Raw genomic sequence first — 14,760 nt, 5'->3', positions numbered from 1 at the left:
GCGCGGACGGGTGGCCGCTACCGAATTCGTCCATATTCCCGTGGCGCCCGACGCGTGAATGCACGGCGATTTCACGCGATTTCGATTGATACGGGTCGACGACGTGCTCCGGGATGCGGATCGATCGAGATGCGCAAATTTTTCCGTTACACGAGATGTGCGGGATAAATTGTTCTGAGTCGGGTAATTGTTACTGTTTTCAAAAATTGAAAACTTCGCCCGAATATTGCGAATTTAGAAAATCGAGTGAAATAACGTCAGACGAAATTTACTGATGTCTGTACCCTGCATTAAAATCCGTTCGCGCCACTCAGGTGCTAACGGAATGGAGTTAAAAATAAAATGGGGGCTGCGGGCATTATCGACCAGATGCGATCCGGATTGCTTCAAAGGGAGAGACTGGTCAAGATTGATACGCCGCTGGGTGACAACGCACTGCTGGTGCAGCGTATGGTCGGGCAAAGCAGGGCCGGGCGCGATTACGGATTTACGGTCGATGTGGCGTCCCTGAACGAATCGATCGAACTCAAGAGCCTGATTGCGCAGCCGGTGACGCTCTGGTTGCAGCAGTCCGACAAGTCTTATCGGGCAGTGCACGGTTACGTGCATACCGCGCGGCGACTCGGTTCCGATGGGGGGTTGACCAGCTATCAACTGGAATTCGCGTCCTGGCTGCATTTCCTGCGCTTCCGCAAGGATGCACGTATCTGGCAGGAAACGGCGGTCGACGAGATCATCAGCCAGGTATTCAACCGGCATCCGCAGGCGGCCGGCGCTTTCCGTTTTGCATTGAGCCGCCCGGCGCAAATCAGGTCGTTTTGCGTGCAGTACGAGGACGACTGGAATTTCGTGCACCGCCTGATGGAAATCGAAGGCTGGTATGGTTTCTTCGAGCAGGCGGAGGACGGTAAATCGCACACGCTCGTCGTGACCGACGATCTCTACGCATTCGAGCCCCTTGCGCCTGAAACGGTGCCGTTTTATCACGCCGGCGCAAATAGCGAAACGAACGCGCTCGTTCAATGGACCGCGACCCGAATGCTGCAGAGCGCATCGATCGCGACCAGCACGTTCGACTACAAGTCGCCGCGGGAGCGGAAAGTCACCGACATTCCCACGATGCCTGATCAGGGCGAACTGCCTTTGCAAACCGAGGTTTATGAATACACCGGTGCGTATTCATACCAGAAGCAGGATCGTGGCGACGCGCTGTCGAAAATCCGGATGGAGGAGTTCGAATCGCGCGCCAAGCGGTTCCATGGCGTCGGTTCGTTGCGCAATGTCGATGTCGGCCGCTGGTTCGAATTGTTCGATCATCCGGATCACGACGCGGATGCCCGCGAGAACCGGCAGTTCGCCGTGCTGGCGGTCGAGTGGGCGATCGAAAACAACCTGCCGGTTTCGACCGGCTCGGTCGAGTTTCCTCACAGCCTGCAATCGAAGTTGGCCGCGATCCGCGGGCGTTTCGACCCGGGCTCGTCGCCGGGCCTGCAGGTCGATGCCGATGACGGAAGCACGGGCTTTTTCGTCGCGACGTTCGAGGCGCAACGCCGCACGGTGCCGTTCCGCAGTCCGTTCGAGCACGCGAAACCGGTGATGCCGACGCAGACCGCTACCGTCGTCGGCCCGGCCGGAGAAGAGATCCATACCGACAAGTTCAACCGCGTGAAGGTGCGCATGCACTGGGATCGGTTGAACGATGGCGACGAGAACGCGTCCTGCTGGGTGCGCGTGTCTTACCCGAATGCCGGCGAGAACTGGGGTGGCATCTTCGTGCCGCGCGTCGGCCAGGAGGTCGTCATCACGTATATGGACGGCGACCCGGATCGCCCGCTCGTGACCGGCCGGGTTTTCAACGGCAGCAGCACGCCGCAATGGCATACCCAAGGGCAGCTTTCCGGTTTCAAGTCGAAGGAGTACAAGGGCTCGGGATACAACCAGCTCGTGCTCGACGATTCGTCCGGGCAGAACCGTGTGCACTTGTACAGTTCCCAAACGTCGGCGCAACTGAATCTCGGGTATCTGGTCGAGCAACGGGACAATAACCGCGGCGCGTATCGCGGGACGGGGTTCGAACTGGCGTCGGACGCCTATGGCGCGATCCGCACGCACAAGGGGCTCTATATCAGCACGTTCGGCCGGCCAGGGGCGAGCGGGGAACAGCTCGACGTGACCGAGGCGCGCGGCCAGTTGTCCGCCGCCGGCCAGCTGCTTGGCGCGACATCGGATACGGCGACCCAGCATGGTGCCGCCAGCATGGATGCGATCGCATCGCTGAAGCAGTTCACGGCGGCGACGCAAGCGCCGCAGGGGAGCGGGGCGGGCGGTTCGGGGACGGCCGGCGCCGGGTCGGCAAATGGATTCGGCGAGCCGGTGTTGCTGCTCGCATCGCCCAAGGGCGTCGGGGTGACGACACCGACGAGCGTGCATCTCCACGCGGGCGAGCACACCACGATGTCGGCCGGCAAGGACATCAACGTGGCGGTCGGCAAGAGCTTCGTGATGAATGCGGTCGAGCGCGTGAGCCTGCTCGCGTACAAGCTCGGCATGAAGTTGATCGCGGCGCGGGGCAAGCTGGAGATCCACGCGCAGCAGGACGGCATCGACATGATCGCGGCCAAGGGCATTCAGGTCACGTCGACGAGCGATTCGATCAGGATCACCGCGGATAAGGACATTCTGCTGACGTCCGGCGGTGCCTATATCCGGCTGAGCGGCGGCAAGATCGAGATCCACGCGCCGGGGGCCGTGGACATCAAGGGCGCCCAGCATGCGTTCTCCGGTCCTGCGCGCTACGACGGCAAGCCGCCGCCGTTGCCGAAGAGCATCGTCAACGACGAGCAGTTCATCCTCAAGGACGAGACGAGCGGCAAGATCATGCCGTTCGCGCCGTATCGAATCGAGGGTGAAGGCGGCCAAGTGCTCGCGCGCGGTGTGACGGATGCGGAAGGGAAAACGGTGCGCGTTTTCACGGGCACCAGCACGCATTCGCTGAAGATGTTCCATGAAGGCGAAGATGCGCCCGACACCATGACGACTTGAATACCAAAAATGGCAGATCAAACACTGGCAGGAATCGGCGCATCGAATCCGAACGAACACAGTCACGCCGACGCGAAAGGCAAACAGGGGCCGCTCTATTTCTTCCGTCCGTTCACGCCCGAGTTGCTCGTGTGCCCGGCCGAATCGGTGGAGTCGCTCGCGCGCGAAATTTCGCTGATGAACGGCTTGTCGGAGGATCTGATCGTCGCACGGCAGGAGCTCGGGCGCGCTCACGCGAACTGGCTCGCGCAGCAAGACAACACGGCATTGCGGCCGCAGCTCGAAGCGGCGCTGAAGGCGGCGGCGAAGAAGGAGGAGGCGGCGACTGCCAAGGTGCACCAGGCGCTCGCGGAAACCCCGGCGTTCAACAAGGACGGCGTCTGGGAGCTGATGCCGCTGATCAAGCGGAAATCCGGCGGCGAGCGATTCTCCGCGCAGCAGTTCGTCTATGTGCGCAGGGCGGCCATCGTTCCGATCTTCAAGCGGATCAAGCTCGATACCGACAAGCCGCAAATGAAGTCGTTCCTGGTCAAGGATCCGGCGACGGGCAAGCGGAAGATCGACCACGAAAAGGTTCACGACGCACTGAAGGAGGCGCTTCACAAGGTCTCGCTGCACGAGTGGAAGACGCCGCCGTGGGGGAACGAATGGGCGCCGGAATTTGCGGAATCGTTCAATAAGTGGGCGCAGTACAAAACCACCGAGCACGAAGGAGAGATGGCCGAGTTCTCCGCGGGCACGCAGATTCTGCGTTTCTTCGCGGGCGCCGGCATGAGCGCCAAGGCGGAGACGTCGTTCAAGACCTTCGACGACGCGTTGCACCTGCGCGGGGAAGTCGCGGTATCGGGAAAGGCCAAGGGCGAGATTGGCGGCAATCTGGCGTCGGGGAAACTCGAGGCGATGTTCTACCTGCCGACCAAGCAGGGCATGAAGCTGTGGATTCCGGCGCCGACCGAGCAGAAGGGCGGCGGTTTTTCGTGGGACAGTACGCCCGAAACGGAGCTCGGTTTCTTTCGCCTTTCCGTCAAATGCGGTGCGGAAGCGTCGTGCGGCGGCAGCCTGCTGGCCGAAGCCGGCCTCGAGTTCAAGCTCGGGCGCAACAATGTCCAGCAGATCAAAGGTTCGCCCGCGAAGCCCAATGTGCCCGCGTTGCTGCTGCCGCGGATGGACGTGACCAAGTTCGACGTGAAGGGCGATGTCGGCGGCGACCTCAAGGCGTTTGCCGGCGTCGAGGCGGAAGGGTCGATCGAGGGCGCGTTCGACTGGCGGCGCCCCGGTGCGAAGAAGGATACCTGGAACAAATTCGCGTCGGTCAAGCCGACGGGGAGCGGCCAGGCCGGTGCCGGTGCGCAGGCGGCTTTCCACGTGACTTACGACAGCGGCAAGTTCCGCGTGCTCGCGAAGCTGGGTGCATGCCTCGGTCTTGGACTCAAGGGCGAAGTGGAAGCGCTCGTCGATGCGATCGAGATCGCGGAATTCGCGTGGTGGGCCAAGACGCAGGTGGCCTATGCGGGCGACAAGAACATCAAGTACTTCGAGGACCAGGCTTTCAAGACGTTCGTGGCGATGTATACGCTCGTACTGGCGAAGGGCAAGAAGCTCGAGGAGATGGCGAACTACCTGGGGCGGACGCTGAGCGACCTCACCGACGAACTCACGGCCTACATCGCCTCGTCGCCGAGGAAGTTCGTCGAGGCCATTCGAAACGCCAACGACACGTTGCTGAACGGGCTGGCCGAGGTGAAAGGCTATATCGTCTATGCGCTGCAGCGGATCGGCAGCAATCTGGACGACCTTCGACGCGAAGCGGCGGAAGCGATCGAACGCGTGCTGTTGTCGGCGCAAATCACGAACGAGTTGACCAACGTGTACCAGTACGTGTCGCCCAACCTCGCGGAGAGAGCCGATGCGACGCTTGCCCGCAATACGATCGGGGGCTTCATCGGGATGGATCAGGTGGCCATGATCGAGCGCAGCAAACGGGACGAACCGGCCCCGGGCTACCGATTCGCGTTCAGCAATACGCATGACTATGCGATGCAGGTCGGGACGAGCGTCGCATGGCTCGATGCCGCGCCGACGGCTGGCGGCGGTACCATGTCGGCCTGACGGCGCAGCGCTGAACGAGAATGCATGAACGGTGAGGTCGAGATTGATGAGTGATTTGCGGAAGTCGTTGCGGGGAAAACCGAAGCGGTGGGTGATCGGCGGCGCGTTGCTCCTGTCGTCTGTCGCGATGGCTGCGAGCGACACGAATGCACCGCCGGACAAGGAGCGTCTGATCCGGGAAATTACGACGCCGTCGCCGCCGCACGATGTGTGGGAGCACATCAGCGTGGCCGTCCAGTGGACGTTTGGAAAGGTGCATGACGACACCATCCGGATTCTGCAGGATTACTTCCGGTCGTTGCCCGCGCCAACCGACACGGAGCTTGCCGATTTCCGTCGCGACATCGCCAGGGAATGGGTGGCCGTCAAGGGGGGCACGTTCCTGATGGGCGACTTCGGCCCCGAGAAATCCGCCGAGAAGCAGCCCTATTCGGCGAACGACGGCGCGGCGCCTGCGCACGACGTGACGCTCGACAGTTATTCGATTCTCAAGCACCGGGTCACGTACGCGCAGTACGACATCTATACGCGCGCCAATCATTTGCCGCCGATCATGACCGACTCGGCTTTCAAGTTCCAGTTTCGGTTCCCCGATTTTCCGGCAGGCGACGTGACGTGGAAGCAGGCCCGCGATTTTTGCACGTGGCTGGGCAAGGAATTGAACGCGCCGGTGGACTTGCCGACCGAGGCACAGTGGGAATACGCGGCGCGCTCGCGTGGGGAGCTGTGGGTGATACCCAGCAAGGCGGTTCCGGTCGTCGATGGCAAATACGGTCTCACGGACCTCGACGACACCATCGTGCGCATGGGCCGGGACAAGAGCCCGACGCCGTCGATCAGCCGTCCGGTCGGTACCTATGGCGACAACAGTATCGGCATGTCGGACGTGTTCGGCTACGGACGCGAATGGACCTACGACTGGTTCGACCAGAACTACTACAGCCGCAGCCCGAAGGCGAACCCGCGCGGCCCGGCAACGGGCACGTTGCGCAGCGTGCGTAACGGGACGGACAGCCGCGTGCGGCTCGTGATCGATCGCCGCGGCGAGCAGCCGGACAAGAAAGCCGTCGAGCTGGGCTTCCGTTGCGCGCTGAATCAGGGCGGGCCGGCGGGACCGTGATGAGCGAGCATGACGATCCGTACACGGCCGAGGTGGCATGTGCTGGTCCGCGCCGACGCGTGAACGCGTTCTTGCTGGTCGGTGTCGCGCTTCTGCTGAGTGCCGCCGTCTGGTTCTATGCATCGATCTCGGCGACTTCGCGCATGACGGAGACCGAAGCCGTCGTCGTCGGGTTTTCACACGACGGCGACGACGTCGGCCACTACCGCACCGTCTATCGGTTCGTCACCACCCGCGGCGAAACCGTCGAGGTGACGGGGCGGCTCGCCACGACGTCGCCGCGCGCCGATCCGGGCGACAAGGCCCGGCTCTATTACGACCCGGCGCATCCGGCCGACGGCGTGATATTCGCCGGGTTTTTCGAGCGGTGGTTCGGCGTAGGAATCCTGACCATTCTGGGTGCCGTGTTTGCGGGGATCGGTGTGCTGGTCGGGCGCGATCGCTCGTCGTCTTCTGAACATGGGCAAGCCGCCGCCCCTGCGCCCGATGCGAAATCCGGATCCAGCACCGGTGTCGGACCTGAATCCGAGGAAATGAGCATGATGGCCGGGCTCGCGCTCGTCGTCGGATTGCCGTTGTTGCTGGGTACCGGCCTGCTGGGCGGCGCGGGCGCGCTTTACCTGCACAACCAGAAGGAAATCCGCGATTACGTTCACACGACCGGGCAGATCGTGGAGATGGCGGAACGCAAACGCAGCGATCGAGGCGCCGTCCGCCTGTACTCGGCGATCGTCACGTTCAGGACGGACACCGGCCGGATCGTCACTTTCGCGCAGGGTTCGTCGTCCAGCGATACGCTGAATACCGGGGACACCGTTCGCGTGCTCTACGATCCCCGCAATCCCGACCGCGCGGTCGTGCGCAGCTTCGGCGAGCAGTGGGGGGCGATCCTGATCCTGAGCGCGATCGGATTGCCGTTTGTCGCAGGCGGCGCGGGCTTTGGCGGTTGGACTGCGCTGGATGCGTTGCGTCAACGCGGGACGAGGCGCAAGGCTCCCTGAGCGACGCAACGCGATAGGCGAAATGACTCTGCAAATCGCGTTCCTGCCGTTCTAACCAAAACGCGCGCCGTTGCTCGGCCGCGGCGATCCGGCACGGACGCCGGCCGGTCGCCGCACGATCGGCCCATCGGAGCCGCCAAGTTTGGTAGGCTTGGTGCCTGCCGCCATTTGCCGCATCGTGTCGCCGCATGTCGACGCGGCGAAAAGCGCGTATCGTCGCTGGAAGGTCGGACGACATCCGGTTCCTGCCGGCGTCGTGCCGGCCGCCCGCGACCGCCGGCAAATAGTGCAGACCGACAAACGACATGACGGGGGCGCATCGCCTGCTGGCCGCGCGGCGAGCCGGCATCGCGAACCCGACGAACAGGAGCAACGGAAGTGATCAGACATATCGTCATGTGGAAACTGAAGGAATCGGCCGAAGGCGGCACGCGCGCGCAGAACGCGCTGAAGCTGAAGGAAAAGCTCGAAGGCTGCCGCGATCTCGTGCCCGGGATCCTGCAGCTCGACGTCGGCGTGGCGACGCCGGGTCTCGATGCGACCAGCGACGTCGTGCTCGTGTCCGATTTCGTGGACCAGGCCGCGCTCGATGCGTACCAGGTGCACCCGGTTCACCAGGAAGTGAAGAAATTCGTCGTGGCGGTGGCCGAATCGCGCCAGTGCGTCGACTATCTGTCCGACAGCGCACGATGAGCGACGCGGCATCCCCGACGGACGGTCCGTCGATCGAAAGCCCGTTCGTCGACCTGCTCGGCGTGCGCCTCGTCTCCGCGAAGGACGGCACGAGCGAGATCGTGCTGCCGCTCGACGAACGGCACATGAACACGTGGAGCATCGCGCATGGCGGCGTGACGATGACGCTGTCGGACATCGCGCTCGCGATGGCCGCGCGCAGCCTGACCGATGACGGCGTCGGCGTCGTCACGGTCGAGATGAAGGTGAACTTCATGCAGCCCGGACGCGGCGAATTGCGCGCCTACGGGCGCGTGATGCATCGGTCGACGACGATGGCGTACTGCGAAGGCGAAGTGCGCGACAGCGACGGCAACTTCGTCGCGAAGGCGCTCGGCACGTTCAAGTACATGCGGCGGCTCGCGGTCGGCCGCGACATCAAGCGGCAACGCACGCGCACGGTGCCGGACGCGCAGCCCGGCCCGAGCGACGCGTAAGCGCTGCCACGCGCGGCCCTGCCCGGTGACAGGCAGGGCCGTTTCGTTTTGGGGCATCGGCGCGCGGGCTCCCGCGGCCGCAACGCCGCGCAAATGAAAACGAAGGAGGCAGCAATGAACACGGTCAACCGCCAGATCCTGCTCGTGTCGCGCCCGCAAGGTGCCGCGAGCGCCGACGACTTCCGCCTCGTCGAGACGCCGCTCGCGCCGCTCGCCGACGGCGAACTGCGCGTGCGCAACCATTTCCTGTCGCTCGATCCGTACATGCGCGGCCGCATGAACGACGCGAAGTCGTACGCGGAGCCGCAGCCGCTGAACGAAGTGATGATCGGCGGCACGGCGGGCGAGGTGGTCGAGTCGCGGCATCCGGATTTCGCGGTCGGCGAGCACGTGGTCGGCCAGTTCGGCTGGCAGGAGTACGGCACGTCGAACGGCAGCGGGCTGCGCAAGGTCGATACGTCGCGGGTGCCGCTGTCCGCATGGCTCGGCGTGACCGGCATGCCGGGCGTGACCGCGTGGGTCGGGCTGAACCGGATCATCGCGCCGAAGGCCGGCGACACCGTCGTCGTCAGCGCGGCGAGCGGCGCGGTCGGCAGCGTCGTCGGCCAGCTCGCGAAGCGCGCCGGATGCCGCGCGGTCGGCATCGCGGGCGGCCCCGACAAGTGCCGTTACGTGGTCGATACGCTCGGCTTCGACGCGTGCGTCGACTACAAGGCCGGCCGGCTCGCGGACGACCTGGCCGCCGCGACGCCGGACGGCGTCGACGGCTGCTTCGAGAACGTCGGCGGCGCGGTGCTCGACGCGACGATGGCGCGGATGAACGCGTTCGGCCGCATCGCCGTGTGCGGAATGATCTCCGCTTACGACGGCGCCGCCGCACCGCTCGCGAACCCCGGCCTGATCCTGCGTTCGCGGCTGACGATGCAGGGCTTCATCGTGTTCGAGCATCCCGACGCATGGCCGCCCGCGCTGGCGGAGTTGAGCGAACTCGTCGCGACGAAGCAGCTGCATTACCGCGAGACGATCGCGTACGGGCTCGAGCGCGCGCCGGACGCGTTCCTCGGCCTTTTGAAGGGCCACAATTTCGGCAAGCAGCTCGTGCAACTCGTGTGAGCCGCGCGTGGCATCATGTGACGCTTGTCCGTTCACGGCGCCAAGCGCCGTCCTCACCGATGCCGCTGAATCCGAAGATCGCCCAGGTGCTCGACATGGTCGAACGCGCGAAACGTCCGTCCTATCACCAGCAGACACCGCAGCAGGCCCGCGCCGCGTACGAGAAGAGCGCGCCGATCCTCGACGTCGCGCCGGCGCCGATGCATTCGATCGAAGCGTGCGTCGTGCCCACGCGCGACGGCCGCACGATCGGCGCGCGGCTGTATCTGCCGGTCGAGCCGAGCCTCGCCGAACCGCTGCCCGCGCTCGTCTACTACCACGGCGGCGGCTTCACGGTCGGCAGCATCGATACGCATGACGCGCTGTGCCGGATGTTCGCGCGCGACGCGCAGTGCGCGGTGCTGTCGGTCGACTACCGGCTCGCGCCCGAGCACAAATTCCCGACCGCGGTGAACGACGCGGACGACGCCTTGCGCTGGCTGCATCGCGAGGCCGCGGCATTCGGCATCGACGCCGCGCGACTGGCGGTCGGCGGCGACAGCGCGGGCGGCACGCTGGCGACCGTCTGCGCGGTGCTCGCGCGCGATGCGGGTATCGATCTTGCGCTGCAGATGCTGATCTATCCGGGCGTGACGGGCCACCAGGACACCGAATCGCACGCGCGCCTCGCGAGCGGCTACCTGCTGACGCAGGACACGATCCAGTGGTTCTTCGGGCAATACGTCCGCGACCGGTCGGATCGCGACGACTGGCGCTTCGCGCCGCTCGACGGCAAGCGCGATGCGCCGTCGTTCGCGGGCGTCGCGCCGGCATGGATCGCGACGGCCGAATACGATCCGCTGAGCGACGAAGGCGCCGCATACGCGGACAAGCTGCGCGCGGCCGGCAACACGGTCACGCTGGTCTGTTATCCGGGAATGATCCACGAGTTCTTCAAGATGGGCGGCTACGTGCCCGAAGTACGGGCCGCGCATGCCGACGCGGTCGCGGCGCTCAGGGCCGCATTCGACGACGCTTGATCACGTTTGAGGCGGCGTGCGGTGCCGCGCGGAGGAAGCGATGACCGACGGCTGGGTGGAAACGGGCGACTGGGCGGTGCTGGGCGGCGATGCCGCGCGTATCCGCGATGCGGTGTTCGTGCGCGAGCAGCGGATTCCGCCGGAATGGGAGCTCGACGACGAGGATCCGCTGTCGCTGCATGCGGTCGCGTACCGGGTCGACACGGCGACCGGTGCGCGTCGCGCGATCGCCACCGGGCGGCTGCTGCCGTCCGGCACGATCGGCCGCGTCGCGGTGCTGGCCGACGCGCGCGGGCAGGGCACCGGGTCGGCCGTGCTGCACGCGCTGCTCGATGCGGCGCGGCACCGCGGCGAACCGGTCGTGCGGCTCTACGCGCTGGATGCCGCGGTGTCGTTTTACGAGCGGCACGGCTTCGCGGCCGTCGGCGAACCGTTCGTCGAAGTCGGCGTGCGGCACGTCGAGATGGCGCGCGCGCCGTAGCGCCGCGCGCCCGTTCAGCGCGGCTTCGTCGCGTCGATGTCGAACGTGAACGCGCGCTCGAACGTGCCCGGCCGCACGGTGCGGTGCGAGCCGTCGTCGTCGCAGCGTTCCTTGATGTCGACCGTCAATCGCACGCCTTCCTTCATCGTCACGCGCAGCGCGGTGGTGCCGCGCGTGCCGTATTCGGGCGTTTCGATGAACGCGGCGGACAGCGCGCGTTCGCGCTCGATCGGGATGCCCGTGTGCGGCAGCGCATCGTCGTCGGCGACATGCGTGTCGCGCATCAGCTCGATCAGCTCGTCGAGCGACGGCGTCGGGTTGTCGGTCAGCAGCGTGCCGAGCTCCGCGCGCTTGCGCACGACTTTCGGCCAGGGCGTGTCGAGCCGCGCATTCGACAGCGCGTGCACGCCGGCGGCGACCGCCACCGGCGCGGCGACGCCGGTTTCGCCTTCGGCCGCGCGGTTGCAGAGCCATGCGAGCTCGCGGCGCTTCCAGTCGCCGACGAGCAGGTTGAAGCCGTTGTACACGGCCGCGTGCTCGGCCAGTTCGCCGAGGTAATCGAGCGGCGCGACCGACTCGCCGCCGAGGAAGTCGGATACGAGCTTGCCGCGGGTCGGCGCGCCCGCGCGAATGTCGAACGGCGCGCGGTAGTTCGTCAGCGCCGCGAAGCGGCCGTCGCGCGACACGCCGAGCCACGTGCCGCCGGCTTCGAGATCGCGGCCGGCCAGCACGCCCGGGACGTCTTCCCACCATGAAAGCGGCGCACTCGTACGACGAAAGAACTCGTCGCGGTTGGCGGTGAGGGTAAAGACGGGACCGGCGGCGGCATCAGGCTGCCAGTCGAAGGCAATCAGACACATCGGGCGAATCTCTCGCAGGAAACATCGGGCGCCGGCTGCAACGTGCGAACCGGCGCGCGAACGGGTTATCAGTGCATCACACTTCCGTCGGCCACGTGTACGGCAGCGCGTCGAACGCCAGCGCCGGACCGTCGGCCGAACCGAGGTGCACCGTGCCGCTGTCGAGCGCGGCGAGCTTGATCTCGACGAGTGCGTCGACGCCGCCCGCTGGCGCGGCCGCCGCGTTGACGATCATCCCGCACGGCTGGCCCGGATCGTCGCTGTGGAACAGCTCGATGCCGGCGTGCACGGTGTCGGTCTCGCCGGCGACGTGCGCGAGTGCGGTGCGGCGCTTGATCGTCCCGCGATACTGGCTGCGCGCGACGATTTCCTGGCCAGGGTAGCACCCCTTCCTGAAGTTAACGGCGCCGATCACGTCGAAGTTGACCATCTGCGGCACGAACTGTTCGACGGCCGGCTGCGTGATGCGCGGCTCGCCCGCGCGAATGTCGAGCCAGTCCCACACGGCAGGCGACACCACCGGCAGCGTGCCGGCGAGCGCGGCGACGCGTGCGTCGACTTCCGCGCGCGGCCCGATCCACAGGTAGCGCTTGCGGCCGGCCGCATCCGGCACGCGGATCAGCGCGCCGGCCGGGCCGTCGACCTTCACGTGCACGCCGTCCGGCAGCGCATCGAAGATGCCCGACAGCGCGTCGCGCACGTCGCCGGCGAAGCCGACCACCGCGAGCGTGTCGCTCGCATCCGTGAGCTTCGCCTTCGCGCGCAGCACGAACATCGACAGCCGTTTCTGCACGGCGGCCTGCACGTCCTTCGAGACCAGCAGGCGCACGCCGTGACCGGCGCGCCACGCGAGGAACGACGCGAGCAGGCGGCCCTTCGGCGAACAATAGCCGGACAGGCGCGCGCTCGCGGCATCGAGATGCTCGATGTCGTTGGTGAGCTGGCTGTGCAGGAACGTCGCGGCGTCGTCGCCGGCCACGTCGATCACGCCGAACTGCTGCAGCGGCATGCAGGCGCCCGGCGCATCGAAATCGGCGGCGGACGGGCGGGGGAAAACGGGAAGCGAGGCGGATGCGGCCTGGGCAGCCGGTGAAGCGAACGGTGTGCTCATGGAATGAGGGAACAGTCAACCCTGACTTTGACGGAGGCGAGCAAGTATTATATGGGTCTTACCTCAGTCACGTTTCCATGTCCCTACTGAAGAAATGCGCCGCGACGGTCGCGGCGCTGGCCGTCGTTGTGGCCGCTGCCGTCGCGGGCGGCGGGTATTACTGGGCGAGCCGGCCGCTGCTGCTGGGCGCCGCGTCGCTCGACGTCACGATCAAGCCGCGCAGCAGCGTGAAAAGCGTCGCGGTGCAGCTCAAGCGCGGCGGCGTGCCGATCGAGCCGTTCGGCTTCGTCGCGATGACGCGGCTGCTCGGGCTGTCGAGCCGGCTGAAGTCCGGCAACTACGAATTCAAGACCGGGATCACGCCCTATGAAGTGTTGCAGAAGATCGCGCGTGGCGACGTGAACGAATACGTCGCCACGGTCATCGAAGGCTGGACCTTCCGGCGCATGCGTGCGGAGCTCGACGGCAATCCCGATCTGGTGCACGCGACGGCCGGCATGAGCGATGCCGAGCTGCTGCGCGCGATCGGCGCGCCGGACACCGCTGTCCAGCGCGGCAGCGGCGAGGGGCTGTTCTTTCCCGACACCTACCTGTTCGACAAGGGCACGAGCGACCTGAACATCTACCGGCGCGCGTACCACCTGATGCAGACGCGCCTCGACGAAGCGTGGGCCGCGCGCGCGCCGGGGCTGCCGTACAAGTCACCTTACGACGCGCTGACGATCGCATCGATCGTCGAAAAGGAAACGGGCCATGCGGCCGATCGCGCGTTCGTCGCGGCCGTGTTCGCGAACCGGCTGCGCATCGGGATGCCGCTGCAGACCGATCCGTCGGTGATCTACGGCCTCGGCGACGCGTACGACGGCCGCCTGCGCAAGCGCGACCTGCAGGCGGACACTCCTTACAATACCTATACGCGCCGCGGGCTGCCGCCGACGCCGATTGCCCTGCCGGGCGTCGCGTCGCTGCAGGCGGCGATCAATCCGGCCCCGACGAGCGCGCTGTATTTCGTCGCGAAGGGGGACGGCACGAGCGTGTTCTCGGACACGCTCGGCGATCACAACAAGGCCGTGGACAAGTACATACGAGGTCAATAAATGGCGAGCGGTAAATTCATCACGTTCGAAGGCATCGACGGGGCGGGGAAGACCACCCACCTGCAATGGTTCTGCGAACGCCTGCAAGGCAAGCTGGCCGCGAGCGGCCGGCAGATCGTCGTCACGCGCGAGCCGGGCGGCACGCAGCTCGGCGAGAAGCTGCGCGAGATCCTGTTGAACCAGCCGATGGATCTCGAGACCGAGGCGCTGCTGATGTTCGCGGCGCGCCGCGAGCATCTCGCGCTCGTGATCGAACCCGCGCTCGCGCGCGGCGACTGGGTCGTGTCCGATCGCTTCACCGACGCGACGTTCGCGTACCAGGGTGGCGGCCGCGGGCTGCCGCGCGACAAGCTCGAGACGCTCGAGCGCTGGGTGCAGGGCGGGTTCCAGCCCGACCTGACGGTGCTGTTCGACGTCGCGCCGCAGGTGGCGAGCGAGCGCCGCGGCGCCGCCCGCATGCCCGACAAGTTCGAAAGCGAGTCGGATGCGTTCTTCTCGCGCACGCGCAGCGAATACCTGCGCCGCGCGGAAGAGGCGCCGCACCGCTTCGCGATCGTCGACGCGACGCAGTCGATTCCCGAGATCCGCCAGCAGCTCGAACGCGTGCTCGCCGCGCTGTAACACGCAAGGAACGCACC

13 protein-coding genes are annotated in these 14,760 nt (G+C 66.0%); 11 read left to right on the top strand and 2 right to left on the bottom strand.

Annotated elements, in window-relative coordinates:
- Window positions 1–342 precede the first annotated feature (342 nt).
- The 9 genes from O1Q03_RS14545 to O1Q03_RS14505 all read left to right on the top strand — a co-directional run bounded on the left by O1Q03_RS14545 (window position 343) and on the right by O1Q03_RS14505 (window position 11,054).
- A complete protein-coding gene (locus O1Q03_RS14545) occupies window positions 343–3,042 on the top strand; it encodes a type VI secretion system Vgr family protein (protein ID WP_332112534.1) in 2,700 nt (899 codons plus the stop codon).
- A gap of 9 nt (window positions 3,043–3,051) precedes the next feature.
- Window positions 3,052–5,151, top strand: coding sequence for a hypothetical protein (locus O1Q03_RS14540; protein WP_269504302.1), 2,100 nt, complete (start codon window positions 3,052–3,054; stop codon window positions 5,149–5,151).
- Between the two features lie 46 nt (window positions 5,152–5,197).
- Window positions 5,198–6,271 carry a formylglycine-generating enzyme family protein gene (locus O1Q03_RS14535; RefSeq protein WP_269504301.1) on the top strand — a complete coding sequence of 358 codons (1,074 nt, stop codon included), beginning with the start codon at window positions 5,198–5,200 and terminating at the stop codon, window positions 6,269–6,271.
- The gene (locus O1Q03_RS14530) at window positions 6,271–7,272 is read left to right on the top strand and encodes a DUF3592 domain-containing protein (RefSeq protein WP_269504300.1); all 1,002 of its coding nucleotides are present in this window, start codon (window positions 6,271–6,273) and stop codon (window positions 7,270–7,272) included. The genes O1Q03_RS14535 and O1Q03_RS14530 overlap by 1 nt, the downstream gene beginning before the upstream one ends.
- Before the next feature lie 378 nt (window positions 7,273–7,650).
- Window positions 7,651–7,965, top strand: coding sequence for a Dabb family protein (locus O1Q03_RS14525; RefSeq protein ID WP_269504299.1), 315 nt, complete (start codon window positions 7,651–7,653; stop codon window positions 7,963–7,965).
- Window positions 7,962–8,441, top strand: a complete 480-nt coding sequence (locus O1Q03_RS14520; protein ID WP_269504296.1) for a PaaI family thioesterase — start codon at window positions 7,962–7,964, stop codon at window positions 8,439–8,441. Before O1Q03_RS14525 ends, O1Q03_RS14520 begins: the two co-directional genes overlap by 4 nt.
- Before the next feature lie 114 nt (window positions 8,442–8,555).
- Window positions 8,556–9,554, top strand: coding sequence for an NADP-dependent oxidoreductase (locus O1Q03_RS14515; RefSeq protein ID WP_269504294.1), 999 nt, complete (start codon window positions 8,556–8,558; stop codon window positions 9,552–9,554).
- Between the two features lie 59 nt (window positions 9,555–9,613).
- Window positions 9,614–10,573 carry an alpha/beta hydrolase gene (locus O1Q03_RS14510; protein ID WP_269504293.1) on the top strand — a complete coding sequence of 320 codons (960 nt, stop codon included), beginning with the start codon at window positions 9,614–9,616 and terminating at the stop codon, window positions 10,571–10,573.
- A 40-nt stretch (window positions 10,574–10,613) separates the two neighbouring features.
- Window positions 10,614–11,054 carry a GNAT family N-acetyltransferase gene (locus tag O1Q03_RS14505; RefSeq protein ID WP_269504292.1) on the top strand — a complete coding sequence of 147 codons (441 nt, stop codon included), beginning with the start codon at window positions 10,614–10,616 and terminating at the stop codon, window positions 11,052–11,054.
- Window positions 11,055–11,068: 14 nt separating this feature from the next.
- Here the strand turns inward: O1Q03_RS14505 and O1Q03_RS14500 are convergent, their stop codons facing one another.
- Together O1Q03_RS14500 and ygfZ are read right to left on the bottom strand one after the other, a co-directional pair.
- On the bottom strand, window positions 11,069–11,914 hold the full coding sequence (locus O1Q03_RS14500) for an NRDE family protein (RefSeq protein ID WP_269504291.1): 846 nt from the start codon (window positions 11,912–11,914) through the stop codon (window positions 11,069–11,071).
- Window positions 11,915–11,990: 76 nt separating this feature from the next.
- Window positions 11,991–13,025, bottom strand: a complete 1,035-nt coding sequence (gene ygfZ, locus O1Q03_RS14495; protein ID WP_269504290.1) for a CAF17-like 4Fe-4S cluster assembly/insertion protein YgfZ — start codon at window positions 13,023–13,025, stop codon at window positions 11,991–11,993.
- A gap of 77 nt (window positions 13,026–13,102) precedes the next feature.
- Between ygfZ and mltG the strand changes: the two genes are divergently transcribed.
- Both mltG and tmk read left to right on the top strand, forming a co-directional pair.
- Complete coding sequence (mltG, locus tag O1Q03_RS14490) at window positions 13,103–14,122, top strand: endolytic transglycosylase MltG (RefSeq protein WP_269504288.1); 1,020 nt, start codon at window positions 13,103–13,105, stop codon at window positions 14,120–14,122.
- A complete protein-coding gene (gene tmk / locus O1Q03_RS14485) occupies window positions 14,123–14,743 on the top strand; it encodes a dTMP kinase (protein WP_269504287.1) in 621 nt (206 codons plus the stop codon). It abuts the gene before it with no gap.
- Window positions 14,744–14,760 lie beyond the last annotated feature (17 nt).

It is taken from the genome of Burkholderia sp. IMCC1007, from assembly GCF_027257875.1.
GTDB lineage: Bacteria > Pseudomonadota > Gammaproteobacteria > Burkholderiales > Burkholderiaceae > Burkholderia.
The sequence above is the reverse complement of the archived record's forward strand: the minus strand, read 5'-3'. Positions and strand labels throughout refer to the sequence as shown.